Annotated in this window: 20 protein-coding genes and 1 riboswitch; of the genes, 9 read left to right on the forward strand and 11 right to left on the reverse strand. The window is 66.6% G+C overall.

Annotated features, from left to right (window positions below):
• Positions 1 to 66: 66 nt before the first annotated feature.
• From AC10QF_RS10430 to AC10QF_RS10445, 4 genes are all read right to left on the reverse strand, one after another.
• Entirely contained in the window at positions 67 to 1002 is a 936-nt protein-coding gene (locus AC10QF_RS10430) for a FecR family protein (protein ID WP_494542143.1), read from the reverse strand.
• A gap of 104 nt (positions 1003 to 1106) precedes the next feature.
• The gene (locus AC10QF_RS10435) at positions 1107 to 1607 is read right to left on the reverse strand and encodes an RNA polymerase sigma factor (RefSeq protein WP_138952562.1); all 501 of its coding nucleotides are present in this window, start codon (positions 1605 to 1607) and stop codon (positions 1107 to 1109) included.
• 84 nt (positions 1608 to 1691) lie between these two features.
• The gene (locus AC10QF_RS10440) at positions 1692 to 2183 is read right to left on the reverse strand and encodes a hypothetical protein (RefSeq protein WP_494542144.1); all 492 of its coding nucleotides are present in this window, start codon (positions 2181 to 2183) and stop codon (positions 1692 to 1694) included.
• Complete coding sequence (locus AC10QF_RS10445) at positions 2183 to 2674, reverse strand: hypothetical protein (protein ID WP_061480508.1); 492 nt, start codon at positions 2672 to 2674, stop codon at positions 2183 to 2185. Before AC10QF_RS10445 ends, AC10QF_RS10440 begins: the two co-directional genes overlap by 1 nt.
• 184 nt (positions 2675 to 2858) lie before the next feature.
• Between AC10QF_RS10445 and ppa the strand changes: the two genes are divergently transcribed.
• Positions 2859 to 3395: an inorganic diphosphatase gene (gene ppa / locus AC10QF_RS10450; protein WP_005410935.1), complete on the forward strand. Its 537-nt coding sequence runs from the start codon at positions 2859 to 2861 to the stop codon at positions 3393 to 3395.
• 152 nt (positions 3396 to 3547) lie between these two features.
• On the forward strand, positions 3548 to 4669 hold the full coding sequence (locus AC10QF_RS10455; RefSeq protein ID WP_494542145.1) for an HDOD domain-containing protein: 1122 nt from the start codon (positions 3548 to 3550) through the stop codon (positions 4667 to 4669).
• A gap of 67 nt (positions 4670 to 4736) precedes the next feature.
• Here the strand turns inward: AC10QF_RS10455 and AC10QF_RS10460 are convergent, their stop codons facing one another.
• From AC10QF_RS10460 to thiC, 6 genes are all read right to left on the reverse strand, one after another.
• Positions 4737 to 4946 (reverse strand): hypothetical protein, encoded by a 210-nt coding sequence (locus AC10QF_RS10460; RefSeq protein ID WP_032954496.1) that lies wholly within the window; start codon positions 4944 to 4946, stop codon positions 4737 to 4739.
• A 166-nt stretch (positions 4947 to 5112) separates the two neighbouring features.
• Complete coding sequence (locus AC10QF_RS10465; RefSeq protein ID WP_494542146.1) at positions 5113 to 7983, reverse strand: TonB-dependent receptor plug domain-containing protein; 2871 nt, start codon at positions 7981 to 7983, stop codon at positions 5113 to 5115.
• 49 nt (positions 7984 to 8032) lie between these two features.
• Entirely contained in the window at positions 8033 to 8932 is a 900-nt protein-coding gene (locus tag AC10QF_RS10470; RefSeq protein WP_049435641.1) for a helix-turn-helix transcriptional regulator, read from the reverse strand.
• Positions 8933 to 9047: 115 nt separating this feature from the next.
• The gene (locus AC10QF_RS10475) at positions 9048 to 11366 is read right to left on the reverse strand and encodes a winged helix-turn-helix domain-containing protein (RefSeq protein ID WP_494542147.1); all 2319 of its coding nucleotides are present in this window, start codon (positions 11364 to 11366) and stop codon (positions 9048 to 9050) included.
• A 259-nt stretch (positions 11367 to 11625) separates the two neighbouring features.
• The gene (locus AC10QF_RS10480; protein ID WP_494542148.1) at positions 11626 to 12297 is read right to left on the reverse strand and encodes an ion channel; all 672 of its coding nucleotides are present in this window, start codon (positions 12295 to 12297) and stop codon (positions 11626 to 11628) included.
• Between the two features lie 136 nt (positions 12298 to 12433).
• Entirely contained in the window at positions 12434 to 14278 is a 1845-nt protein-coding gene (thiC, locus tag AC10QF_RS10485; RefSeq protein WP_494542149.1) for a phosphomethylpyrimidine synthase ThiC, read from the reverse strand.
• Between the two features lie 82 nt (positions 14279 to 14360).
• Positions 14361 to 14462: riboswitch (TPP riboswitch) on the reverse strand.
• Between the two features lie 224 nt (positions 14463 to 14686).
• On the opposite strand from thiC, the gene AC10QF_RS10490 reads away from it, so the two are divergent.
• Entirely contained in the window at positions 14687 to 16264 is a 1578-nt protein-coding gene (locus AC10QF_RS10490) for a BCCT family transporter (protein WP_494542150.1), read from the forward strand.
• Positions 16265 to 16822: 558 nt separating this feature from the next.
• Here the strand turns inward: AC10QF_RS10490 and ggt are convergent.
• Complete coding sequence (ggt, locus tag AC10QF_RS10495; RefSeq protein WP_053499098.1) at positions 16823 to 18541, reverse strand: gamma-glutamyltransferase; 1719 nt, start codon at positions 18539 to 18541, stop codon at positions 16823 to 16825.
• A gap of 686 nt (positions 18542 to 19227) precedes the next feature.
• Between ggt and ilvC the strand changes: the two genes are divergently transcribed.
• From ilvC to AC10QF_RS10525, 6 genes are all read left to right on the forward strand, one after another.
• The gene (ilvC, locus tag AC10QF_RS10500; RefSeq protein ID WP_053499062.1) at positions 19228 to 20202 is read left to right on the forward strand and encodes a ketol-acid reductoisomerase; all 975 of its coding nucleotides are present in this window, start codon (positions 19228 to 19230) and stop codon (positions 20200 to 20202) included.
• A gap of 39 nt (positions 20203 to 20241) precedes the next feature.
• Entirely contained in the window at positions 20242 to 21978 is a 1737-nt protein-coding gene (gene ilvG / locus AC10QF_RS10505; RefSeq protein WP_005419106.1) for an acetolactate synthase 2 catalytic subunit, read from the forward strand.
• Complete coding sequence (locus tag AC10QF_RS10510; RefSeq protein WP_494542151.1) at positions 21962 to 22213, forward strand: ACT domain-containing protein; 252 nt, start codon at positions 21962 to 21964, stop codon at positions 22211 to 22213. Before ilvG ends, AC10QF_RS10510 begins: the two co-directional genes overlap by 17 nt.
• A 96-nt stretch (positions 22214 to 22309) precedes the next feature.
• On the forward strand, positions 22310 to 23401 hold the full coding sequence (locus AC10QF_RS10515) for a threonine dehydratase (RefSeq protein WP_053499063.1): 1092 nt from the start codon (positions 22310 to 22312) through the stop codon (positions 23399 to 23401).
• Positions 23398 to 24984: a 2-isopropylmalate synthase gene (locus tag AC10QF_RS10520; protein WP_197577121.1), complete on the forward strand. Its 1587-nt coding sequence runs from the start codon at positions 23398 to 23400 to the stop codon at positions 24982 to 24984. The genes AC10QF_RS10515 and AC10QF_RS10520 overlap by 4 nt, the downstream gene beginning before the upstream one ends.
• Positions 24985 to 24994: 10 nt before the next feature.
• Positions 24995 to 25774, forward strand: a complete 780-nt coding sequence (locus AC10QF_RS10525; RefSeq protein ID WP_057503969.1) for a class I SAM-dependent methyltransferase — start codon at positions 24995 to 24997, stop codon at positions 25772 to 25774.
• The last annotated feature ends 7 nt before the right edge of the window (positions 25775 to 25781 follow it).

Below are 25781 nucleotides of genomic sequence, written 5' to 3' on the forward strand. Positions count from 1 at the left end.
CCGGTGGTAGCGGTGGGTGCCGACCGTTGGTCGGCACAGGGACGCTCATCCACGCGTGGCGTGGAGCTACTGCACGATGGCGACGCCGAATGGAAGACGAGTAACCTGAAGACCTGCCGTTGCCGCCAGCGCGTCCAGCGCCTGTTCCGGGCGGTCGATGCGCAACGCAGCACTCACTGCAGGCAGACGTGACAGATCGCCGCGCACGAAGGTCGGCCCCGCGCGATAGCGCCCCACCCACTGCACCGCATCGGCAACGGGGACCTGCTCCAGCAGCAGCTCGCCCTGGCGCCAGGCGCCGACGCTGTCGGCGGTCACGTCAGCCCGTCGCATGACCCCGCCACGTTCAGTGTAGACGGCACGCTGCCCCTGCTGCAGGTAGGTCCAGCCACCGTCGGCCGGGCTGGCCACGCGCACCCTGCCCTGCCCAACCTGGGTTTCCACCCCCTCGTCTCCACGCGCCACGGTGAACGCGGTCGAGATGTCCTCGACCAGGCCATTGCCGGCGCGCACGCTGAAACGCCGCTGTGCATCTGGGCTGACCTCGAACCAGGCGCGCCCGCGCAGCAGCTCGACCTCGCGGGCGTTCGCATCGAAGCGCACGGCAATCGCACTGTCCGCATCCAGCACCGCCCGACTGCCATCGGGGAGCCGCACGTGCTGCACCTGATGCGTGCTGCGATGATCGGACTGCAGGCGCAGCCACGCCTCCGGCCATGCCACCAGCATCGCCAGCATTGCCGCCACAGCCATCGCCCAGCGCAGTCGATGCGGCCCACGGCATCCGCTGGCCCCGGCGGCCTGTGGGCGCGGCCCGACACTGCGCCACAACGCGCGCTCGTGTTCGAAGGCCCTGCGGTGCCCCGGCTGTTGCAGCCAGTGCTCGAACGCCTGCATGCGTGCATCGCTGATGTCACCCGAGGCCAGCCACGCGATCCAGTCCCGGGCCTGTTCGGCCAGGGCATCGTCATTGGCGGCGGGCTGCATGTTCGGCGGGCTCATCGGCTGGCGGACAGGCGCATTCAAGCGCAGGCGGGGGAACTAGACCGCATCCACGGTCCAGTGATCAAGACGTCTGCGCGAAGGCCAGCCCCAAGCCGGCGCGCTCATCGACCGCTGCGCGCCCAGGCCAGGCGCTGCAGCGCGGAGCGCACATGATTCTCGACGGTGGTCACCGACACCCCCAGGCGGCGTGCGATCTCGGCCTGGGTGAGGCCCTGCAGGCGGTTGAGCCGGAAGATGGTGCGGGTCGGCTCCGGCAGGTGACCCGCCGCATCGAGCACCCGCTGCAGCTCATCCTGTGCCATGGCCTGCTCCTCGGTGGAGATCACCTCGTCGGCCCCCCACAGGTAGTGGTCGGCCAGCAGCCGGTTGCGGCGGCTCGATTCGCGGCCGTGGTCAGTGGCAAGGTTGGCGGCCAGCCGATACAGATAGGCCCGCGGGTTGCCGATCGCCTGGCTGTCACCGACCCCACGGGCCTTGAACCAGACCGCCTGGATCACGTCCTCGGCGCCGTTGTCGCCCCCGAGGATGCGCTGCACCCGGCGCAGCAGCGCGGGCCGCTCGCGGATCAGCAGCTCAGTGAGGGAGGCAGCATTGGAGGACATGCGCGGAGCCGGGACGACAGACGGGAGGCACCGCGCATGCTACTCCAATAATGCGAATACGTCACATTCGTATCTTTGCCGGAGCTACAGGCAATCAACCAGTGCGTCGTACGTATTGGCAGTCGTGCCGGGCAGCGGCGCGTGCAACGCATCGAACCCGTCCCCCGTTTCCCACACCTGCAACAGGGTTTCCAGGCGTGTTCCGGTTGCCAGCGGCAGCACGCAGGCATAGCGTCCGCGGTTGACCGTGATCAGGCCGCTGGGCTTTACCCTGGTGTTGCTACCGGCGAAGGTCCATACACACTGGACAACCACCCCCGTGGCCTGGTCCACGGAACAGCGCAGGCGCATGGCCCACAGATTGATGTACTCGCCCTCGCAGAAGGTATCGCCACATACCTCATCGAAGCCACGCACCAGTTGCCGCTCGGCAGCAAGGAAACGCTCGTGGCCGCCCCCCGGGCCGGCGTAATCCCGCGCATCGACGAACGCAGGCGCAGCCTGCGCGAAACCGGCGCACGGCAGGCTGACAGACAGCACGCCACACAACAGCCAGCATCTACGGAAGCTCCCCATCAGCCCACCCTCCCCTGCGTGCGCAGGCATTCAGGCAGCCCATCGAAGAGACCATGGCCAAGCCCGGGCAGAGGGGCGATCAGGCCACCCGGCGCTTCCAGGGAGGCGTAGAACGCGTCGACGGGCACCCCGGGCTGCATTTCGACCGGACAGACCCAGCTCCCGTTGTCGATCCGCACGTGTCCCGTGTCGGGCTCAACCTCCAGCTCGCTGGCGGCCACCACCCAGACACAGCGCTGCACGGTGCCGCGGTGGGCGAGCACGGCGCAGCGGAACTCCATCACCCGGTAGTTGCTGTAATCACCTTCACACAAGGTGTCGGCACACCATGCGGCGAATTCGCCGGCGACCGCGTCCTCCAGCGCAAAGGCACGGTCCCATCCGGCCTCGTCGGAGGGATAGTCAATCAGGTTGACATGCAACCCGCGCGCGAGCGCGGGCAGCGGCGCCAGCAGCAGCAAGGCACAACAGCCCAAGCGGTTCCAGTTCATGGCAAGTCTCCTTGGCAAGGACGTCCAGCCTGCCGCGGGGACCGGGTCGAACCCATCGGGAAAGCCCGCTCTGGCTCCTCCGCCATGGCCGAGCGCCCAGGTCGGCCCTGCCCTACCCTGCACAGCGCCCGGCAAAGGCATAAAATGGTGAGCTATCCGTCTATATCCCCACCTGGAGCACACCATGGGCCTGGAACTCGTCTCGCCCGGCAAGAACCCGCCGGAAGAAATCAACGTCATCATCGAGATCCCGAAGGACTCGGAGCCGGTGAAGTACGAAGTGGACAAGGAAACCGGCGCGATCTTCGTCGACCGCATCCTGTCCACCCCGATGCGCTATCCGTGCAACTACGGCTACGTGCCGAGCACCCTGTGTGGCGACGGCGATCCGGCCGACGTGCTGGTGGTGCTGCCGCTGCCGCTGGTGCCGGGCTCGGTCGTGCGCTGCCGTCCGGTCGGCGTGCTGAAGATGAGCGATGAGGCAGGCAGCGACGAGAAGATCCTGGCCGTGCCGGTCTCGAAGATCTTCAGCGGCTACGCCCACGTCGAAGACATCGCCCAGGTCTCGAGCCACTGGCTGGAGCGCATTGGCCACTTCTTCGAGCATTACAAGGACCTGGAGAAGGGCAAGTGGGTCAAGCTGGACGGTTGGGGTGGCGCCGCTGAGGCCAAGCAGATCCTGATCGAGGCGCACCAGCGCCATCTCGACAGCAAGGCCTGAGCCTGAACCGGATCGCTCCGGCGATACCCCGCCGGAGCGATGCGGGTCACGTTTCATGATGACGGCACATCACTCTTGCTGCCGTATTAGGTAAATTGCGTCACTTCACACGTCATCGACATCCATCGTCGAGACAGCCAGGGGAACGTGTCGTGCGTATTCTGCTTGTTGGGGATGCAGCCAGCCTGCCGGCTGAGCTGACCGAATTCATTGCCGATCTTGGGGAAGACTGGCAGCCGCTGACCGCCGCCGATGGCCAGACCGCGATGACCGCGGTGGCCACGCAGGGCGTGGACGCGGTGATCGTCTGCCCGCAGTTGCCCGATCTCAATGCCACCACGCTGCTGGGCCAGATCCGGACACTGCGCCCGGAAACCATCCGCATCGCGCTGGTCGATGCGCACCATGGCAACCGCCCGCCGCCGGCGCGCCTGATCGGTGTCGCCCACCGCTTCCTGCCGCTGCCGCTGGCGCCGGAAGTACTGCTGGAGGCATTGACCAGCCTGGAAGAACTGCGCGAAGTGCTGGACAGCCCGCGCCTGCGCGATGCCATCGGCCGTATCGAGAAACTGCCATCGCCACCGCACCTGTACCTGAGCCTGACCCAGGCCCTGGAACATGACGACGATACCGACAGTGCCGATGTGGCCAAGCTGGTCGCCGCCGATCCGGCCATCGCGGCCAAGGTGCTGCAGCTGTCGAACTCGGCGTTCTTCAGCCAGGGCCGCACCATTGCCGACCTGCGCACTGCGGTCACCCGGCTGGGCCTGGCCACGCTGCGTGACCTGGTGCTGGCCAGCGAAGTGTTCTCCGCGCCGACGCTGTCGGCTGCCGAGCGCAACTCACTGCAGCAGCGCGCACTGCTCGCCTCCCGGCTGGCCGCACGCCTGCTGCCCGAGTCCAGCGCCGAACTGGGGGCGACCGCCGCACTGCTGGCCGACATCGGCCTGCTGCTGCCCGGCGTGCGCAACGAGCGCAGCGAGCCCGCGCTGGCCGGCGATACCCGCCCAGGCCATGCCGAGGCCGGCGCCTACCTGCTGGGCCTGTGGGGCCTGCCGATGCCGATCATCGAAGCGGTGGCATTCCACCTGCAGCCGCAGCGCGCCATCACCCGCAGCTTCTGGGTGACCGGCGCGGTGCACGTGGCCCTGGCGCTGGTCAATGGCGACCCGGTGGACGAGGACTACCTGCAGCGTGCAGGCGTGCTGAACAAACTGCCGCAATGGCGCGAGCACGCCAATGCACTGATGGGGCTGACACCCACTGACGCCTGAGCGGCACGCGGGCGCCTGCCTCCGCCTCGCATGAGGGCGCGCCAACGGACGCGCCCTTTTTCCTGTCTCAGCGCTGCGGACAGGCGTCCAGCACGCACAGACGCCATTGGCGCTCGCACAGGGCCGGGGCGTTGCCCTTGGCCAGGCACTCCAGCCGGAATTGCTCGCAGTACACACCGCCGCCGCAGACGATGATGTTCTGTGCGGACAGCGAGCCCACCAGCGTTGCATAGATCAGGACTGCGGCCGATACCTGGCGGAAAAGCGTGCGCTTCATATCCATCTCCCAGTGTCCGGTATTGGACGCGCCTACTGTGCTGAATGTGACAAGAGCAGACAGTGACTGCACTCACCTTCTCGACATGATCAGAATTTCCTTACAGAAATGAAAAGGGCGGACCTTGCGGTCCGCCCTCCTCGTTCTGCTATCGCACTTCGATGGATCAGAAGCGCTGGGTGTACTTCATGTACAGGAAGCGACCCACGTCGAAGCCGCCGTAGTAGGCGAAGCTCGAGTTCGGCTGGGTGAACATGATCGGACCCTTATGGTCGAACACGTTGTTGGCGCCCAGCGCGATGGTGGCATCCCACGGTGCCTTCCAGCTGACCTGCAGGTCGTGGAAGGTGTTGGAGCCGGTCTTGCGCAGCGGCGACTTCTCACCGTTCTGGTAGCGGTCGGCGTCGTCGCACGGACGGTTGGCCACGCAGGCTTCGTTCATGCCCGAGTAGTAACGCGCGGTGTACGCCACGCCGAAGTCACCCTTCGACCAGGTCAGGCCCAGGTTCGAACGCACGCGGAACAGGCCCGGCTCACCCACACGGCCGATGGTGATGTTGTCACCGTCAGCGTTCTGGCCCTGCTCGTCGTACTTGGCCAGGTAGCTCGTCTGCCAGTCGATCGCGAACTGGCCGATGGCCAGCTCCGGCAGGCGGTACTTGATGCCCAGGTCGTAGCCCTGGGTTTCCATCTGGCCGAGGTTGGCCAGGCCGTAGGTCATGCCGTTGATGTGGCCATCGCCTGCACGGGTGTGTGCGGCGCAACGCGAAGCATCGCCCAACACGTAGCAGTCACGCAGGATGCGGTCGACGCTGTCAGCGATGATCATGTCGCTGATTTCGTACTTGTACCAGTCCAGCGAGATGTCCAGGCCCTGCACCCAGCGCGGGCTCCAGACCAGGCCGATGGTGGTGCTCTTGGAGGTTTCCGGGGTCAGGTTCGGGTTGGCACCCGAGATGAACTGGTCTGGCGTCGCACACGGGGTCGAGGTGCACGGAATCAGGCCCTGGCCCAGCTGGGTGTAACCGACCGGGACGCCCGCCGCCGAGCAGGCCGCGTTGCCGTTGACCGAACCCGGCGCGGTGATGCCGCACGGATCGGTGTACGACTCGAAGCTGCTGCTCAGGCCACCGTACAGGTTGTCGATGGTCGGAGCACGGAAGCCCTCAGCCCAGGTACCGCGAACCAGCAGCTCGTCCAGCGGACGCCAGGTGAAGCCGAACTTCGAATTCAGGGTGTCGCCGAAGTTGCTGTAATCCGAGTAACGGGTCGCAGCATTCAGGGTCAGTTCCTTGGCAAACGGCATGTCCGCCAGGACCGGCACGTTCAGTTCCAGGTAGACCTCGTCCAGCGAGTACTCACCCTGGGTGGTCTGCGCGCCCAGGCCGGTGGACTGGCCCGACTGTGCGAAGGCGTCCGGCGAGAAGCGGCCTTCTTCCTTGCGGTGCTCGACGCCCACGGCGAAGCCCAGGTCACCGGCCGGCAGGGTCACGATCGAACCCGACAGGTTGGCGGTGAAGCTGGTGGTCTTGGTCAGACCGGTATCGGTGAAGTACGGGAACAGGAAGTCCTGGGTGGCCTGGTCGGCCAGCGAACCGGCACCGGCAACGCCGAACGGCAGCAGCGGGTTCCACGGACGGCAGCCGCTGGTGGCGAGCGGATCGGACATGCTGGTGCCGCAGCGGGCGACGCCATCAGCACCGATGAACGAAGCGCCCAGCGCCTGTTCCGATGCGATCAGGCTCATGTCGCCGTGACCACGCTTGGTGGTTTCGTTGCGGTTCCACAGCGCGCCGACGTCCCAGTCGAAGGTCTTGCCGGCGAAGTCGAAGAAGCCGCTGATGCTCGGGGCGAAGCGCAGGGTCTTGACCTGGCTTTCGGTGGTGCGCGGCACTTCCCACAGACGGCGGCGGAAGGTCAGGTCTTCACCGGTCGGGTTGAACGCGCTGTCGGCCGACAGCGGGGTGCCGAAGGACGCCGACTGGTACGGATAGCCCGCGATCTGCTGGGTGGTGTTGCGCTCGTTGTAGAGCACGTCAGCGTTGAACGAGATCGCGTCGGTGAAGTCGTAGTTGCCGTTGACGTACAGCGACTTACGCTCGATACCGGTCTGCACCATCATCTGCTCGTTGGCATTGACGGCGTCAGCAGAGGTTTCCAGACGGTAGTCGGCGCGGTTGGCCGGGTTGCCGCCATCACGCAGGGTGTACCAGCGCTGGTCGCTCGGGCCGACATAGCCCGGCTCGCCCTGCTTCAGGTTCGGGGTGACGCACGGGTCGCAGAAGCCACCCTTCTGGTTGATCGGGCTGGCGCCCGAACCCGGGTAGTTCGGGCCGGCGTTGCCGTCACGGCTGAACCAACGATCCTTCGCCCACACCGGATCCTGCTTGGAATACTCGGCGGACATGGTGACACCGCCGCGCTCGCCCATGCTGCCGAGGGTGAACGAATAGGTTTCGGTGTCGCCGTCGCCCTTGCCGTACTGACCGACATAGACGCTGGCTTCAGCGCCGTCGAAGCGCTTGCGGGTGATCACGTTGACCACGGCCGCGATGGCGTCCGAACCGTAGATGGCCGAGGCGCCATCCTTCAGGATCTCGATGCGCTCGATGGCCGCCATCGGGATCTGGCTCAGATCCTGGTAGCCGGCGGTGGTCGCGCCCAGGCGCTTGCCGTTCATCAGCACCAGGGTGCGCTGGGCGCCCAGGTTGCGGATGTCGACGTAGTAGCCGCCGACGTTTTCGCCCGAAGCCAGCGACTCCGAACGCGAAATGGCCGGGGAACCGGCCGAGGTCAGGTTCTGCAGGACGTCAGCAACCGAGGTGTAGCCCTGCTTTTCCAGGTTCTCACGGCTGAGGGTGACGATCGGCTGCTGGGTTTCAACGGCAGCGCCGCGGATGCGCGAGCCGGTGACCGAAATGCGGTCCAGGTCGGTGGTGCCCTTTGCTTCCTGCGCCGAAGCAAAGGCCGGCGCCAGCGCCAGCGCAATGCCGGCCGGCAGCAAGCCGAACCGCACTGCGGGATTACGAACGTTCATCTATCTCTCCAAGGTACGTGTTAGCAGCGTGTTAAAACACCCCAGCACGTTACGATTGCGTTGCAGCGCTGTATTTGCGCGAACCAACCGGAGACTTTGCGGATTGTGGCGGGAGCAAGCCACCGTTCTCCCTGAAGCGCGATGCGGACTGGCCGTAGCGGGCGCGGAACGCACGCGCGAAGCTGCAGCAGTTGTCGAAACCGCTGGCGGCAGCGACCTCGCCCACCATCATGTCGGTGTCGCGCAGCAGATCAGCGGCGCGTTCGAGGCGCAGTCGTGCCGAAAGCGACTGCGGGCTTTCCTCGTACAGGCTCTGGAAGGTCTTGGACAGGTACCAGCTGGAGAAGTTGGTCAGCTCGGCCAGTTCGCCGATGCGCACCACCCGGTGGCTGTTGCCTTCCAGATAGAGGCGCGCGCGCTGCATGCGGCCGAACACCTGGCGCTTGCGGCTGCGCGAGCGGCCCGGGCAGCGCTGCACGTTGTCGGCCAGGCCGCGCTGCAGGCCCGCGAGGTGCAGCAGCAGCGGGCGCAGGGTCTGCGCCGGCTGGCCGCTGGCCAGCGCATCGCGCCACAGGCGCAGCGCCACGCGCGCATCAGTGCGGTTCATCCGGCCACGACCTGCATACAGGCCGCAGTCGGCCATCTCGGTCAGCACGCGAAGCGCTTCGATGTTCAGGTTCAGGCCAACGCACAACCCGTTGCGACCGGCCTGCACCAGCGGCCGCGATTCCTTCTCGAACGCGATCCACTCGCCTTGGCGCAGGCGGAAGCGCCCTTCCTTGGCCTCGACCCACGAGCTGCCACGCACCTGCATCCAGACAGTGAAGCTGGAGCCGGCGGTCTGCAGGCTGCCCAGCCGGGCCACGCCCAGGCAGGTCGGTGCGACGTCGTCGAGCGACCGGTCCAGGGAAACAGTTTGGCCGCGATCGGCCAGCGAGAGTTGACGCATGGGGGCACCACGGATTTGCCTAGTACAGGACTCCGTTTTGCCAAATCAGGCGGCACCGCGTCAGGAAGGTCCGACGAGATCGCCACGAATTCGCGACGAGATCCCGACGAAGAAATTACGAAGGCCCATTTCCCTTGAACAACAACAACTTGGAGAATGCGGGGAACAGTGCAGGCGGGCGTTCGGGCAACCGCATCACGCCGATGTCAGCGCCATCGCTGACCGCCATCGCCACGAACAGGTCCTTTCCGTCAGCGCTGGCACTGAGCCCGTTGCCGGCGCTGAGCCGTTCTGCGTCCAGGCAACGTTCCGGCTCCTCGCGGCCGGGCTGGATGCGCACGAAGGTAGTGCCACACCTGGTCGAGGTACCGAGGTAGCCGATGCCGCTGTTGCCGGTCACGGTCCAGGCCCGGTATCGCCAGCGGCTGGGCCGGTCATCGCTGATCTGCTGCACGCTGGCCGGGGACAACGCGGCATCCGCCGACCACAGGCCACCGGCGGCCAAGCGGGTGAACAACACGCGGCCACTGCTCCGGTCAAAGCGCGCCTGCGACACCCCATCGATGCTGGCCAATCGGCGCCAGGGCTGGACGCTGCGATCGAACAGGCTCAACCGCGTGCGCTGGTCGGCATCGCGCTCGACCACAAACAGCTGCTGCGGCGAGGCGCCATACAGTGCCTGCAACGGCTGTTCGGCCGGAACCGGCAAGGGTTGCAGGCGTTCATCGCGTGGCGCGATTTCATAGAGCACCGTGCGCCCATGCGCATCGCGGCCAACCACGAGCAACTGCCGGCTGTCGGCCGACCAGTCAGGCGCCTGCCGCGCCTCCGGCCGCAGCCCTTCGATGGGACGCAACGAATCCGGTCGCTGCATGTCCGCCCACCACAGGGCGAAGCTGCCGGAACGATCGGAGGTGAAGACCAGCTGGCGGCCATCAGGCGCTGCCATCGGCTGCCCATCGCGGCCACTGGAGGCGAACAGGCGCTCGGGCGTGCCGCTGCCCTGCATCGGCACCTTGAACACGCCGAACTGCGCGCGCCGGTGGACGAACGCCAGCATGCCACCGCGTCGCGACACCGCTGGCCACTGCGCATCATCCAGGCCGGCATCGCGCAACGTGTGCCGCTCGACGTCCAGGTAATAGAGCCGCGCCTCGCTATCGACACGGCGACCGAAGACGATGGTTCGGCCATCGTCCAGCCAGGCCCAGCCGCGCAGCTCTGCCGCTTCATCGGTCAACTGCTCGGGCGTACCGCCTGCGGCTGGCACCCGCCACAGATCACCCAGCTGCGGGTTGCGCACGAACACCAGCCATTGCCCATCAGGCGAATAACGCGGTGCGTAGTCGAAGTCATCCTGGTCGACGCTGTAGGCCAGCGCGCGCCACTGGCCACTGGCCAGGTCCAGCACGCGGATGCCACGGTGCGCGTAGCGACCGACCATGCTGCCGAACACCAGGCCACGCCCATCTGGCGTCCAGTCGAAACTGAGCAGCTCCGTGCCATCGCAGCGTGTGGCCTGGCGCAGTGCGCCACCGGTGGCGCTGGCGATCAGTACCTGGCAGCCGCCGTCGGCGGAGAACCGCGCGAAGGCGATTTCGCGACCATCCGGCGACCAGTTCGGGAAGCGATCGACGGCACCGGCCGGTGGCGCCAGCAACTGGCGCGCCGGTGCGTTGCCGGAGGTCTGCAGCTTGATCGCGCCACCGCCGTTGCCATCCTCGTTGGCGCCCTCATAGGCCACCAGCGAACCGTCCGGTGACAGCGTGGGATAGGTTTCGAAGCCGCTGGTTGCGGTGATCAACCGATACGGTCGCTGCGGGCTGCCGATCACCCGCGTACCGTTCTCCACGGCAGCCTCCACCGGCGAGCTGCCGGCCGGTGCACGACGCAGCAGCAGCGTGGTCAACACCAGCAGCATGGCCAGCATCAACACGCCCAGCACCAGCAGCACGCGCCGACGGATATGGCGCCAGCGGCGGCGCGCTGCCTGTGGATGCGCAGGCAACGCAGCAGTGGTCACCGGCTGCGCGGCCATGCCTTCGTCGTCGGGGACGCCTGCGGCCACGGGCTCGGCATCGTCCAGCACCTGCACCGGGACCAGAAGCCGATAGCCTGTCTTGGCGATGGTTTCGATGTAGGCCTGGCCGTTGTCGTCGTTGTTGCTGAACGCCTTGCGCAGCTGGGTGACGGCCTGGGTCAGCACATCGTTGGTCGGCAGCGTGTCCGGCCATACCTCGGCGAACAACTCGTCGCGGGTGACAACGCGACCCGGCTGCCGCAGCAGCACGCGCAGCACGCCCAGCGCCTTCGGCGTCAGCCGGCGCGGGCGACGCGCGCCGACGACCTCGACTTCGCGCGAGGACAGAGTGACGGTGCACTCTCCTATCCGGATCCGATCGGATACCGGGAACTGGATTTCGCTGCTGTTCATTTTCTGCTACACAGTAGAGACAGGTCCCGGGCAGTGTTTGCCTTCGATACCGCCCCGTCCTGGGAACAGCGAAAAGCCAGACTCCGCACAAAGCATCGGCGCATACCGCAAAAACAATCGAGCGCGCGAATACTAGCCTATGCAAGTTACCTCGCCTATCGCGTGGTCGACATCAGGCTCTCTCTCGCCGACGAATTCACATAATTTGCGACATCATTCGCGCCCTTTCGGGCGCGAAATTTTTATCTGGCGTTCATTTTCACATGCGCCGCAACATGGTCAATCCGACCAGCCGCGAAACCACCAAAGCCACGTACATCACGCCGGAAAACTGCTCCAGCATGACCAGTGCGCGTGCCTGTGGATGCAACGGCACGACGTCACTCAAGCCGACGCCAGACAGCAAGCTGAAGCTGAGATAAAGCAGCTCCATCCAACTGCGCTGCGCGCCTCCGCCGGTGCCCTGGAAGCTGCCCGGGTACCACTGCTGGCATACCGCGAATGCGAACGCAAATGCCCATGCAAGCAAGGTGAATGTCGCGCCTGCGGCGAACAGTTCGTCGCGGGTGACCTTGTGGTCCTGGAGCATGTAGGTGATCAGCGCGCCGGCCGTGTAGAAGTACAGCAGGCTCTCCAGCAACTGCGCGGTGGTCAGCAATGCGCTGCGGTCGAGCAATGCACCGGCCAGCGAGAACACCACCGACGGGATGGCCAGCACCAGTGCCAGCCAGGTGCCCAGCGGGCTGCGCTGCACCACCCACAGCGCCAGGCCCAGTACCGCCATGCCGAACATGCCCAGCGCCGCGCGGCCGGCAGCGGTGTCGTCCAGCGCGGGGTACAGCAGCACCGCGATCAACTGGGCACCCAGCAGCCAGGCAGAAGGATGACGGCGGGCGATGGCCAGCCAACGGGTGGTCATGGCAACAGGCATGGTGTCCTTTCCCCAGGGTGATGCGCGGAGCATAGCCGGGAGAGGCGTGATGAGCGGTGGTGCCGGCCGCTGGCCAGCACGCTTCCCGGCCCCTGCACAACCGGCTGCTGGGCAGCGGCCGGCACCCGGCTACTCGTCATCCTTGGTGGTAGACCTCTGCGCCAGCCGCGCGGAACTCCTCCGACTTCTCCTTCATGCCGGCCTCGGCGTAGTCACGCACGTCCTGGGTGATCTTCATCGAACAGAAGTGCGGGCCGCACATCGAGCAGAAGTGGGCCAGCTTGTGCGCATCCTTCGGCAGCGTCTCGTCATGGAACTCCTTGGCCTTCTCCGGGTCCAGGCCAAGGTGGAACTGGTCCTCCCAGCGGAACTCGAAGCGCGCCTTGCTCAATGCGTTGTCGCGAACCTGCGCGCCCGGATGGCCCTTGGCCAGGTCGGCTGCATGCGCGGCAATGCGATAGGCCATGATGCCGTCGCGCACGTCCTGGCGATTGGGCAGGCCGAGATGCTCCTTCGGCGTCACGTAACAGAGCATGGCCGTGCCGAACCATCCGATCATCGCCGCGCCGATCGCGCTGGTGATGTGGTCGTAGCCCGGTGCGATATCGGTGGTCAACGGCCCCAGCGTATAGAACGGCGCCTCGCCGCACTCACGCAGTTGCTTGTCCATGTTCTCCTTGATCAGCTGCATCGGCACGTGGCCGGGACCCTCGATCATGGTCTGCACATCATGCTTCCAGGCAGTCTTCGTCAGCTCGCCCAGCGTTTCCAGCTCACCGAACTGCGCGGCGTCATTGGCATCGGCGATGCAGCCCGGACGCAGGCCGTCACCCAGCGAGAAGGTCACGTCATAGGCCTTCATGATTTCGCAGATCTCTTCGAAATGCGTGTACAGGAAATTCTCCTTGTGGTGCGCCAGGCACCACTTGGCCATGATCGAGCCCCCGCGGCTGACGATGCCGGTCACCCGCTTGGCGGTGAGTGGCACGTAGCGCAGCAGCACGCCGGCGTGGATGGTGAAGTAGTCCACGCCCTGCTCGGCCTGCTCGATCAGTGTGTCGCGGAAGATCTCCCAGGTCAGTGCTTCGGCGCGGCCGTCGACCTTCTCCAGCGCCTGGTAGATCGGCACCGTACCGATCGCCACCGGCGAGTTGCGGATGATCCACTCGCGGGTTTCATGGATGTGCTTGCCGGTGGACAGGTCCATCACGGTGTCACCGCCCCAGCGGATCGCCCACACCAGTTTCTCTACCTCCTCGGCGATTCCCGAGGAGACGGCGCTGTTGCCGATGTTGGCATTGATCTTGGTCAGGAAGTTGCGGCCGATGATCATCGGCTCGCTTTCCGGATGGTTGATGTTGTTGGGCAGCACGGCGCGGCCGCGCGCGATTTCATCCCGCACGAACTCCGGAGTGATGATCTTCTGGATCGCGGCGCCGAACGCCTCGCCCGGGTGCTGCTGCAGCAGGCCCGCATCGCGGATCGTCTCCAGCCGCTGGTTCTCGCGGATGGCAACGAATTCCATTTCCGGCGTGATGATGCCGCGCCGCGCATAGTGCATCTGGGTGACGTTCGCGCCTGCCCGTGCACGGCGCGGCAGGCTGCGGGCGGGGAAGCGCACGGCAGCGAGCTTCGGGTCGTGCTCGCGATCACGCCCGAACGACGAACTCAGGCCTTCGAGCTGCTCGGTATCGCCACGTTCCTCCACCCAGCCGCGACGCAGTGCCGGCAGCCCGGCGGACAGATCGATACGCGCGTCCGGATCGGTGTAGGGGCCGGACGTGTCGTAGACCGTGACCGGTGCATTCTCTTCGCCGCCGAACAGCGTCGGGGTGCGGGTCAACGCGATCTCCCGCATCGGCACCTGCAGATCCGGGCGCGAACCGGGCACGTGGATCTTGCGCGAGCCGGGAATGGGCCGGGTCACGGATTCGGAGAGTTGCTGGGCCTGTTGCTGCAGGGCGGAGAGCTGTGCGTTCATCGGGCATCGTCCAGGAAGGTCAGGGACGAAGCGGCGGCGCACTGCGACCGCGCCCGGACGGTCCTTGGGCGGAGTCCAGGCACGGCTGCATTGCAAAGCTTCCCTACGCCGGTATGAGCCGGATCAGGTTCCAAGGGACTGTCTCAACCGTGGCCACGTGGCCTCGGTACCCCCGCTTCTTGGCGTGCATTAGAGCATAGACCGCCCGCTTCCGGATCTGACCCCAATCGCTATTCGTTAACAGAACCATGACGTCGCGTTCAGTAACGTGCACGTCCGTCGCGCTCCCGCGACCGATGCTTCCTTCGCCGCCGACGCGGCCCCTGCCCGGTTCGCGCTGCATGCCGCCGGCCCTTCGCTGCAAGCTCTGCTCGCTCCCCTCAATCCCTTGATCGGAGAAGCTCCTTCATGGTGTTTCGTGTTTCCATCGCACTGGTTCTGATGCTGGTGCTGCTTGCCGGTATTGCACCTGGCCCCTTCAATACCGTGGTGCAGAGCATCCTCGGCGAACTCATCCGCGGTATCGGCTGGCTGTACCTGCTGGTGGTGTTCCTGGCCCTGGTGTTCCTGATGTACCTGGCCTTCGGACGCTTCGGCAACCTGCGCATCGGTGGCGAAGACGCCGAGCCGGAGTTCTCGCGGGCCAGCTGGATGTCGATGCTGTTCGCCGCCGGCATGGGCATCGGCCTGGTGTTCTGGGGCGCTGCCGAGCCCATTTCGCACTTCAGCAAGCCGCCGGAAGGGCTTGCTCCGCAGAGCCTGGATGCGGCACGCGCCTCGATGCGCTATGCATTCTTCCACTGGGGCCTGCACCCGTGGGCCATCTACGCGCTGATCGGGCTGGCAATGGCCTGGTTCCAGTTCAACCGCAACGGCCGTGGCCTGGTCAGCGACATGCTGCAGCCGATCATCGGCCGCCATCATCGCGGCTGGATCGGTCGGGTGGTCAACATCGCTGCAGTGGTCGCCACCGCGATCGGTGTCGCGACGACGCTGGGCTTCGGCACCATCCAGATCGCCGCCGGCATCGAGCGCGTGTTCGGCGTGCAGGCTACCGTCCCAGTGCAGATGACCATCATTGCCGTCGCCTTCGTGCTGTATATGGCGTCCACCGCCAGTGGCGTGGAGCGGGGTGTGAAGTGGCTGTCCAATTTCAACCTGGCGTTGGCTGCCCTGCTGGCAGCCATCCTGCTCGTGCTGGGGCCGACCGGCTTCATCTTCGATACGTTCACCACCACGCTGGGCTCCTACCTCAACCAGCTGGTGACGATGAGCCTGCGCATGTCACCGTTCTCCGGCAGCACCTGGGTGGCGGACTGGACAATCTTCTACTGGGCCTGGTGGATCTCGTGGGCACCGTTCGTGGGCTCATTCATCGCACGCATCTCGCGCGGCCGCAGCGTACGCGAGTTCGTGATCGGCGTAGTGCTCGCGCCGACGCTGCTGGGCTTCTTCTGGTTCGCGGTGTTCGGCGGCACCGCGCTGTGGGCGCAGATCTTCGGCCATGCCGACCTGGTGCAGGCGCTGGGCAATGGCTACGAGACGGTGCTGTTCACCTTGTTCGACAGCATGCCGCTGCCGCTGTTGCTGTCGTGCATCGCACTGGTACTGCTGATGATCTTCTTCGTAACTTCGGCCGACTCGGCGGTACTGGTTCTGGCCAGCATGTCCACTGACGAAGCAGGCGATCCTCCGTTGAAGCGCAAGCTGGCCTGGGGCATCGCGGTGGCGTTGATCGCAGCGGCGTTGCTGCTGGCCGGTGGCCTGGATGCACTGCAGGGCATGATCACGATTGCGGCGTTGCCATTCGCGCTGCTGATGGTGCTGGTGATGGTGGCGCTGTACCGCGTGCTCGACCAGGAGTACACGCGTGAGCGACGGCAGGCGCAGCGCCAGCGGCACATGATCGATGCGTGGATCGCACGCGAGATGGCGGCGCAGGAAGAGACGCAGGCCGAGGCCGCACGCGCGCACGATCAGGATTGAGGGTGTTTTGCAGCCTGCGGCTGCACCGCTTTTTCAAGCAAGTGCAAGTGCAAGTGCAGAAGCCAAGGCGGCTCTGGGCTTCTGCTTGCTTGGCGGGGAGGGGGCAGATGGCGGGACACGCCGCAAGTACGTCCCTGTAGGCTCGGCCACGGCATCCATGCCGTGGACGGTCCCGCCATCTGCCCCCTCCCCGCCTCCGACGATCTCCCAGTGACGGCAGTAGATCCACGCCATGCGTGGATCAGGTGTATCGGAAAACAAGAAGGGGTCGGATCCGTTTTCCTTCGGAAAACGGATCCGACCCCAACCCACAGCGCGCGGCTGTTGCTGTTGCCTTTGCTCTTGATCTTCTTCCTTCTCTTCCGTGGCTGACGCGCACGGAAATTTTCGGGGGGCGTGCGGGTGGGAGTGGCGGGGGTATCCGCGCCATGGATGGCGCGGCTAAGCCTACAAGGACGTATTTACGGCGTCCCCCGACACTCCCACCCGCACGCCCCAGCGCATGAACCTGCTCCAGCGCTCAGCCGCGAGGGGGCTCAGCCCGGTGGCCGGGAAACCTCAGTACCCCGCCGCCTGCCCGTCCTTGCGGCTCTCCGAAGCACCGTAGTAAACCCCGGTGTCGGGATCGCGCATGATCGCCTGGTAACCGCCATACGGCCCATCTGCGAACACGATGCGATGCCCCTTGCGCATCAGCGCACGCACTGTTTCATATGGGAAGCCGGTTTCCAGATTCACTTCGCCACCGTCGGTCATCGCCGTGGCCTGGCCGGTCGGCTCGGTGGAACCCTCATGCTGGATGCGCGGTGCGTCACCGGCTTCCTGCAGGTTCATGCCGAAGTCCACCAGGTTCATCACGATCTGCGCATGGCCCTGCGGTTGCATCGCGCCGCCCATCACGCCGAAGCTGGCATACGGCTTGCCCCCCTTGGTGATGAACGCCGGAATGATCGTCTGGAAGGGGCGCTTGCCCGGTGCGTATCCGTTGGGATGGTTCTTCTGCAGCACGAACATCTCGCCGCGGTCCTGCAGGATGAAGCCCAACCCCGGCGGCGCCATGCCGCTGCCCATGCCGCGGTAATTGGACTGGATCAACGAGACCATCATGCCGTCGGCGTCGGCCACCGTCATGTAGATCGTGTCGCCTTCCTCCAGCTGCTTCGGTGTGCCCGGCTGCACTTCCTTCAAGGCCTTGTCCATCGAGATCAGCGCGCGGCGCTGCGCGGCATACTCCTTGGAGATCAGCTTCTGCACCGGCGCCGGCTGGAATGCCATGTCGGCGTAGAAGCGCGCACGGTCGGCGAAGGCCAGCTTCTTCGCCTCAACGAACAGGTGCACATGCTCGGGTGAGCCGAACGGGATCTTCGAGAAATCGTAGCCTTCCAGCACGTTGAGGATCTGAAGCGCAGCGATGCCCTGGCTGTTGGGTGGCAGCTCCCAGACATCGTAGCCACGGTAGTTGCTGCTGACCGGCTCGACCCATTCACCGTGGTGGTCGGCCATGTCCTGGTAGCTCAGGTAGCCACCGTTGGCCTTGAAGTAGTCACCGATGGTGCGCGCGATCTCGCCCTTGTAGAAGGCGTCGCGCCCGCCGTCGGCGATCTTCTGCAGGGTGCTGGCCAGGTTCGGGTTCTTCCACATCTCGCCCTTGCGCGGGGCGTGGCCGTTGATCGTGAACTGCTCCTTGAAGCCCGGGTACTGCGACAGCTTGGGCACCGAACGGTCCCAGTAGTAGGCGATCACCTCGGCCACCGGGTGGCCCTCGCGGGCGTAGCGGATGGCCGGCGCCAGGTTATCGGCCATCGGCTTGCGACCGAAACGGTCGTGCAGGGCGAACCAGCCGTCGACCGCTCCGGGCACCGACACCGGCAACGGGCCGGTGGCCGGGATGTCCTTCAGGCCACGACGCTGGAACTCGGCCAGGGTGAGCGACTTCGGCGAGCGGCCCGAGCCGTTGTAGCCGTAGAGCTTCTGCGTCTTTGGGTCCCAGACGATGGCGAACAGGTCGCCACCGATGCCGTTGCCGGTCGGCTCCATCAAGCCGAGCGCGGCATTGGCCGCGATCGCCGCGTCGACCGCCGAGCCACCGCCCTTCATCACGTCCAGCGCGATCTGGGTGGCCAGCGGCTGCGAGGTAGCCGCCATCGCATGCGGGGCGATCACCTCCGAACGGGTGGCGAAGGTGTGGCCGGTGATGCGGTCGGCGGCGATGGACAGTGCAGGCACGGCAGCCAGCACGGCGGCGGCGAGCAGGGAGCGGGCAAGGCGTCGGGACACGGTCGGGTTCCGGTGGAAGGTGGTTCCGCGATCTTCGCCGCTGCGGCCTTCATGCGGTATCGGGCAGAGGTCATGGGCGATGGCCTTTCGGTGGGTGCCGACCAAGGTCCGCCCCAGCATGGCGAACAGCGACCCGGAATCCGCGCAAAAAGCGTGTTGAAAGGAGTGAATTCGGGTTCACTGAAACACTTTCAGTGGCAACCATCCTTGCGGCGCAAGCGATTTCGCTGGACTCACTGGAAACCGATAAAAAAACTGTCGTGAGGGTTGACACCGCCAAAACTCCTGTGCTTCTCTCGATCGCATGTTGCATCACAACACGCCACCGCGAACCCACATCGAAGCCGCCGCCATCGGCGCCGCCTCGCTGCGTTCGATTCTTGTGCTCGTACTTATTACCCAACCCACAGGTGCGGGACGAGCCAGCGTGTAAGCAACAGACACACCGGAACTCTTCAAAAACCCGCACCCGCCCCGGTGCGGGTTTTTTCATTTCAGAACCTGGTTTCAGACGCAACCACCATGACCAACGCTCATCGAACAACCCGGACCTGCAGCACCGCGCCTCGTGGTGGCTGTGCCTGTGCGATGCGCGGCGCCCCCTCCACCGCTTTCCCCTGACCGGCCGGCACGTCACCTCGACGACCGGCCGTTCTTTTTTCTTCCCACCGCAAGGAACCTCCCCCATGAGCACCAACGACCTGCCCCAGACCAAGATCGCCGTCATCGGCTACGGCAGCCAGGGCCGCGCCCACGCACTGAACCTGCGCGAATCCGGCTTCGACGTGGTGGTAGGCCTGCGTCCGGGCGGCCCGACCGAAGCCAAGGCCCAGGCCGATGGATTCACCGTGGTCGCGCCCGCCGATGCGGTGAAGGACGCCGATCTGGTCGCCGTGCTGACCCCGGACATGGTGCAGAAGAAGCTCTACAACGATGTGCTGGCGCCGAACATGAAGCAGGGGGCGTGCCTGCTGTTCGCCCACGGACTGAACGTGCACTACGGCATGATCGAGCCGCGCGCCGATCTGGACGTGGTGCTGGTCGCGCCGAAGGGCCCGGGTGCGCTGGTGCGCCGTGAGTACGAGATCGGCCGTGGCGTGCCGTGCATCTGGGCGGTCTACCAGGACGTCAGCGGCAAGGCCGCGCAGCATGCCCAGGCCTATGCGGCCGGCCTCGGCGGTGCCCGCGCCAACCTGATCCAGACCACCTTCAAGGAAGAGACCGAGACCGATCTGTTCGGCGAGCAGGCGGTGCTGTGTGGTGGTGCGTCGGCGCTGGTGCAGGCCGGTTTCGAGACCCTGGTGGAAGCCGGCTACCAGCCGGAGATCGCCTACTACGAAGTACTGCACGAGCTGAAGCTGATCGTCGACCTGTTCTACGAAGGCGGCATCTCGCGCATGCTGGAATTCATCTCCGAGACCGCGCAGTACGGCGACTACGTCAGCGGCCCGCGCGTGATCGACGCCGGCACCAAGGCACGCATGAAGGAAGTACTGAAGGACATCCAGGACGGCACCTTCACCAAGAACTGGGTGGCCGAGTACGAAGCGGGCCTGCCGAACTACAACAGGTTCAAGCAGGCCGACCTGGAGCACCCGATCGAAAAGGTGGGCAAGGAACTGCGCGCCAAGATGGTCTGGTTGCAAGGACAGGCCGCGTAACCGCGCGGCCCTCCCCCACCCGCTTTGCAAGGTTCCCCCATGAACTCTTCCACACACCGCAGCGCGCCGCCCAACGGCGCGCGCTGGCTGACCCAGGCGCTGGAGGCCGAAGGCGTCCGCACGCTGTTCGGCTATCCCGGCGGCACCATCATGCCGTTCTACGACGCGCTGGTGGATTCGTCGCTGAAGCACATCCTGGTACGCCATGAGCAGGGCGCGGCGCTGGCCGCCAACGGTTTCGCCCGCGCCAGCAACCAGGTGGGCGTCTGCGTGGCCACCTCCGGCCCGGGCGCGTCGAACCTGGTCACCGGCATCGCCGATGCGATGCTGGACTCGGTACCGATGGTCTGCATCACCGGCCAGGTCGGCACCCCGCTGCTGGGCACCGACGCCTTCCAGGAACTGGATGTGTTCGGCCTGACGATGCCGATCGTCAAGCACAGCTGGCTGGTGCGCAGCGTCGATGACCTGCCGCGCGTGGTGGCCGATGCGTTCCGGATCGCCCGCGAAGGTCGCCCCGGCCCGGTGCTGATCGACCTGCCCAAGGACGTGCAGCTGGCCGACGCCAGCCATCTGCCGGCCCATGCGCCCAGCAGCGTCGAACCACCGCCGGCGCCGGCCGAGGCCGCCATTGCCGAAGCCATTGCCGCGCTGGCCGCGGCCGAGAAGCCGGTGGTCTACGCCGGCGGTGGCATCGCGCTGGGTGATGCGGTGCAGGACCTGCGCGATTTCGTCGAGGCCAGTGCCATCCCCACCGTGATGACGCTGCGCGGCCTGGGCGCACTGCCGGCCAGCCATCCGCAGTCGCTGGGCATGCTGGGCATGCACGGGACCCGCGCGGCCAACATGGCGGTGCAGGAAAGCGACCTGCTGCTGGTGCTGGGTGCACGCTTCGACGATCGTGCCACCGGCAAGCTGGCCGAGTTCGCACCGTTCGCCCGCGTCGTTCACATCGATGCGGACGCATATGAGATCTCCAAGCTGCGCAGCGCCGATGTCGCCGTGCCCGGCAACGTCGGTCACGCCATCCGCGCCCTGCGTGCGGCCTTCCCCTCCCCCAAGGCCCACCAGGACGCATGGCGCAAGCGCTGTGCACAGCATCGCGATCGTTTCGCAGCGCGCTACGACGCACCGGGCCAGCACATCTACGCCCCGGCGCTGCTGAAGCGCCTGAGCGAACTGGCACCGGCCGATGCGGTGATCGCCTGCGACGTCGGCCAGCACCAGATGTGGGTGGCGCAGCACTGCCGCTTCAACCACCCGCGCAACCACCTGACCAGTGGCGCACTGGGGACCATGGGCTTCGGCCTGCCGGCAGCGATGGGTGCGCAGTTCGCCTGCCCCGATCGCACCGTGGTGCTGGTGTCCGGCGACGGCAGCTTCATGATGAACGTGCAGGAGCTGGCGACCATCGCGCGTTGCCGCCTGCCGGTGAAGATCGTGCTGCTGGACAACAGTTCGCTGGGCATGGTGCGGCAATGGCAGGAGCTGTTCTTCGCCGAGCGCTACAGCGAGATCGACCTGTCCGACAACCCGGACTTCGTGGCGCTGGCGCAGGTGTTCGGCATTTCCGCCACCCGCATCGACGCGCGGGATGACGTCGAGGGTGGCCTGGCCGCGCTGCTGGCCGAACCCGGCCCGGCACTGCTGCACGTGGCCATCGATGCACGCGCCAACGTATGGCCGCTGGTGCCACCGAACACCGCCAACAGCACGATGCTGGAAAGCAACCCCGCCCATGCCCGCCAGGAGATCCCCAATGCACTACCGGCTTGACCTGGTGCTGCACCCGGCCGAAGGCGCGCTGTTGCGCGTGATCGGCATGGCCGAGCGCCGTGGCTTCGCGCCGCGTGCGATCAGCGGTGCGCCGGTGGCCGCCGACGATGGCCGCTGGCACCTGCAACTGGTGGTGGATGGCCAGCGCCCGGCGGAAACGCTGTGCCGGCAGATCGAGAAGATCTACGACTGCGTGTCCGTGCAGGTCACCGCCGTGGAAGGAGCATCCGCATGAACACCCGTACCGTAGTGACCACGGTGCCGGTACGGAGGCGTCTTCTTCGCCGCCCGTGCCCGCATGCGGCGGTCGCCTGCACCCCGCTGGTGGCCCATGCCGGCCGCTGATGCCAGCCAGGAAAGCGATGTCGGCGACGTAAGCGTCGCCGACGTACTGGCGGCGCAGGCCCGGCTGCGCCGCTTCCTGCCGCCTACCCCGCTGCACCATGCCGAGCGCTTCGGCACCTGGCTGAAGCTGGAGAACCTGCAGCGCACCGGGTCCTACAAAGTGCGCGGCGCGTTGAACGCGCTGCTGGCCGGCCGCGAGCGCGGCGATACCCGGCCGGTGATCTGCGCCTCGGCCGGCAACCATGCCCAGGGCGTGGCGTGGGCGGCCTACCGCCTGGACGTTCCGGCCATCACCGTGATGCCACATGGCGCACCGGCCACCAAGATCGCCGGCGTCGCTCACTGGGGCGCCACCGTGCGCCAGCATGGCACCAGCTATGACGAGGCCTACGCCTTCGCGGTTGAACTGGCACAACGCCACGGCTACCGCTTCCTTTCCGCGTTCGACGACGCCGATGTGATTGCCGGCCAGGGTACGGTCGGCATCGAGCTGGCCGCGCACGCACCGGACGTGGTGATCGTGCCGATCGGCGGCGGTGGCCTGGCCTCCGGCGTTGCACTGGCGCTGAAATCACAGGGCGTGCGCGTGATCGGTGCCCAGGTGGAAGGCGTTGACTCAATGGCGCGCGCCATCCGCGGCGACGTACGCGAGATCGCCCCCGTCGCCTCGCTGGCCGACGGCGTGCGGGTGAAGATCCCTGGATTCCTGACCCGACGCCTGTGCACCTCGCTGCTGGACGACGTAGTGATCGTGCGCGAAGCCGAACTGCGTGAAACCCTGGTCCGGCTGGCACTGGAAGAACACATCATCGCCGAGGGCGCCGGTGCGCTGGCGCTGGCAGCAGGCCGCCGTGTCGCTGGCCGCCGCAAGTGCGCGGTGGTGTCCGGCGGGAATATCGATGCGGGTGTCCTGGCCGGCCTGCTCACCGACATCCGGCCGCGCCCGCCGCGCAAACCACGGCGACGGCGTAGTGAAACCCCGCGCTCGCCCGGCAAGGCCAGCGCCCTCGCGTCCCCCACCTCTTCCCCTTCCCCCCTGCAAGCCGCCGCACCCGCTGTCGAGGAGATTTCCCTGTGACCACCATCGAACGAATTACCACCCCGCGCATCCGCATCTTCGACACCACCCTGCGTGACGGCGAGCAGTCCCCCGGCTGCAGCATGAGCCCGCCGCAGAAGCTGGTGATGGCGCGTGCGCTGGACGAACTGGGCGTGGACATCATCGAGACCGGCTTCCCGGCCAGCTCGCAGTCCGACCGCGAGGCGATGGCGCTGATCGGCCGCGAACTGCGCCGCCCGAGCCTGAGCCTGGCTGTGCTGTCGCGCTGCCTGCAGGCCGACATCGAGACCTCGGCACGTGCCCTGGAGGCCGCAGCCAACCCGCGCCTGCACGTGTTCCTGTCGACCAGCCCGCTGCACCGCGAGCACAAGCTGCGGATGACCCGCGAGCAGGTACTGGAATCGGTACGCAAGCACGTCTCGCTGGCTCGCTCCTACATCGACGATGTCGAGTTCTCGGCCGAGGATGCCACCCGTACCGAGCTGGACTACCTGATCGAAGTCTCGCGCGTGGCCATTGCCGCCGGCGCCACCACCATCAACCTGCCCGACACCGTCGGCTTCACCACGCCGGAAGAGATCCGCGCGATGTTCCAGCAGGTCATCGCCGGCGTCGCCGACGTGCCGAATGCCGCCAATGTGATCTTCAGCGCGCACTGCCACAACGACCTGGGCCTGGCGGTGGCCAACTCGCTGGCCGCCATCGAAGGCGGTGCACGCCAGGTCGAGTGCACCGTCAACGGCATCGGCGAGCGCGCCGGCAACTGTTCGCTGGAAGAGATCGCGATGGTGCTGAAGGTGCGCCAGGCCTTCTACGAACAGGACAGTTCGATCAACACCCCGCGCATCGTCGGCACTTCGCAGCTGCTGCAGCGCCTGGTCGGCATGCCGGTACAGCGCAACAAGGCCATCGTCGGTGCCAATGCCTTCGCCCACGAATCGGGTATCCACCAGCACGGCATGCTGCGCCATCGCGGCACCTACGAAATCATGCGCCCGGAAGACGTGGGTTGGGAGGACTCGCAGATGGTGCTGGGCCGCCACAGTGGCCGCGCCGCTGTTGAAGCGCGCCTGCGTGCGCTGGGCTTCTGGCTGGACGAAGACGAACTGAAACTGGTGTTCGAGCAGTTCAAGGGCCTGTGCGAACAGCAGCGCGTGGTCACCGATGCCGACCTGCAGACGTTGATGCAGGGCGGCTCCAACGCGCAGGGCTACCGCCTGGCCTCCATGACCATCAGCGATGTCGGCAGCCGCGCCAACGCGCTGGTCGAACTGTCCGACCCGGACGGCAACCGCGTGGCCGAGACCGCGCAGGGCGATGGCCCGGTCGATGCGCTGTTCGGCGCGCTGTCGGCCGCTACCGGCGTGCAGCTGATGCTGGACAGCTACCACGTGCACAGCGTCGGCATCGGCGCCGATGCGCGCGGTGAGGCCAACCTGAGCGTGCGCCACGAAGGCGTGGAGTACGACGGCACCGGCACCAGCAAGGACATCATCGAAGCCTCCGCGCTGGCCTGGCTGGATGTGGCCAACCGCCTGCTGCGCCAGCGCCAGGCCACCGCCCACAACAGCACCGACGTTCCCACCCCTGCCACCGCCTGAGGAACCCGCCATGAGCGCCTTCGACACCTTCACCCCGGCCAGCGCCGCTGGCCAGCAGTGGAACGCCCAGGACTATGCGATCGACGCCGGCTTCGTCCCGCTGCTCGGCGGCGCGGTCTCGCGCCTGCTCGACCCGCGCGCCGGTGAGCGCATCCTCGACCTGGGCTGTGGCGATGGCGTGCTCAGCACCGAACTGGCCCTGAGCGGCGCACGCATCCACGGCGTGGATGCCTCGCCGGAACTGGTGATCGCCGCCCGCGCGCGCGGTGTCGATGCCCAGGTGATGGACGGCCACGCACTGTCGTTCGACAGCGAGTTCGATGCAGTGTTCAGCAACGCGGCACTGCATTGGATGGGCACCCCGGACCGCGTGCTGGAAGGCGTACGCCGCGCGCTGCGCCCCGGTGGCCGCTTCGTCGCCGAGTTCGGCGGCCATGGCAACGTGGCCACGATCATCGCGGCCGTGCAGGCCGCACGCGTGGCGCACGGCCATGGCGCCAGCGCCTTCCAGTGGTACTTCCCGACGGCCGATGCCTACGCCGACCGCCTGCGCCAGCATGGCTTCCAGGTGCAGCTGATCGAGTGCACGCCGCGCCCAACAGCATTGCCGACCGGCGTGGCCGGCTGGCTGCGCGTCTTCGCCGCGCCGCTGCTGGACGACCTGCCAGCCGAGGCACGCGCTACGGTGCGCGAGGCCGCCACCGCGCTGCTGGCCGAGCTGCCGCGCAATGCCGCCGGCCAGGCGCTGGCGGACTACGTGCGGCTGCGCGTGCTCGCCCGCCGTCGCTGACTTGACC

It is taken from the genome of Stenotrophomonas maltophilia complex sp. Om-AH-Sm3 (assembly GCF_059337855.1).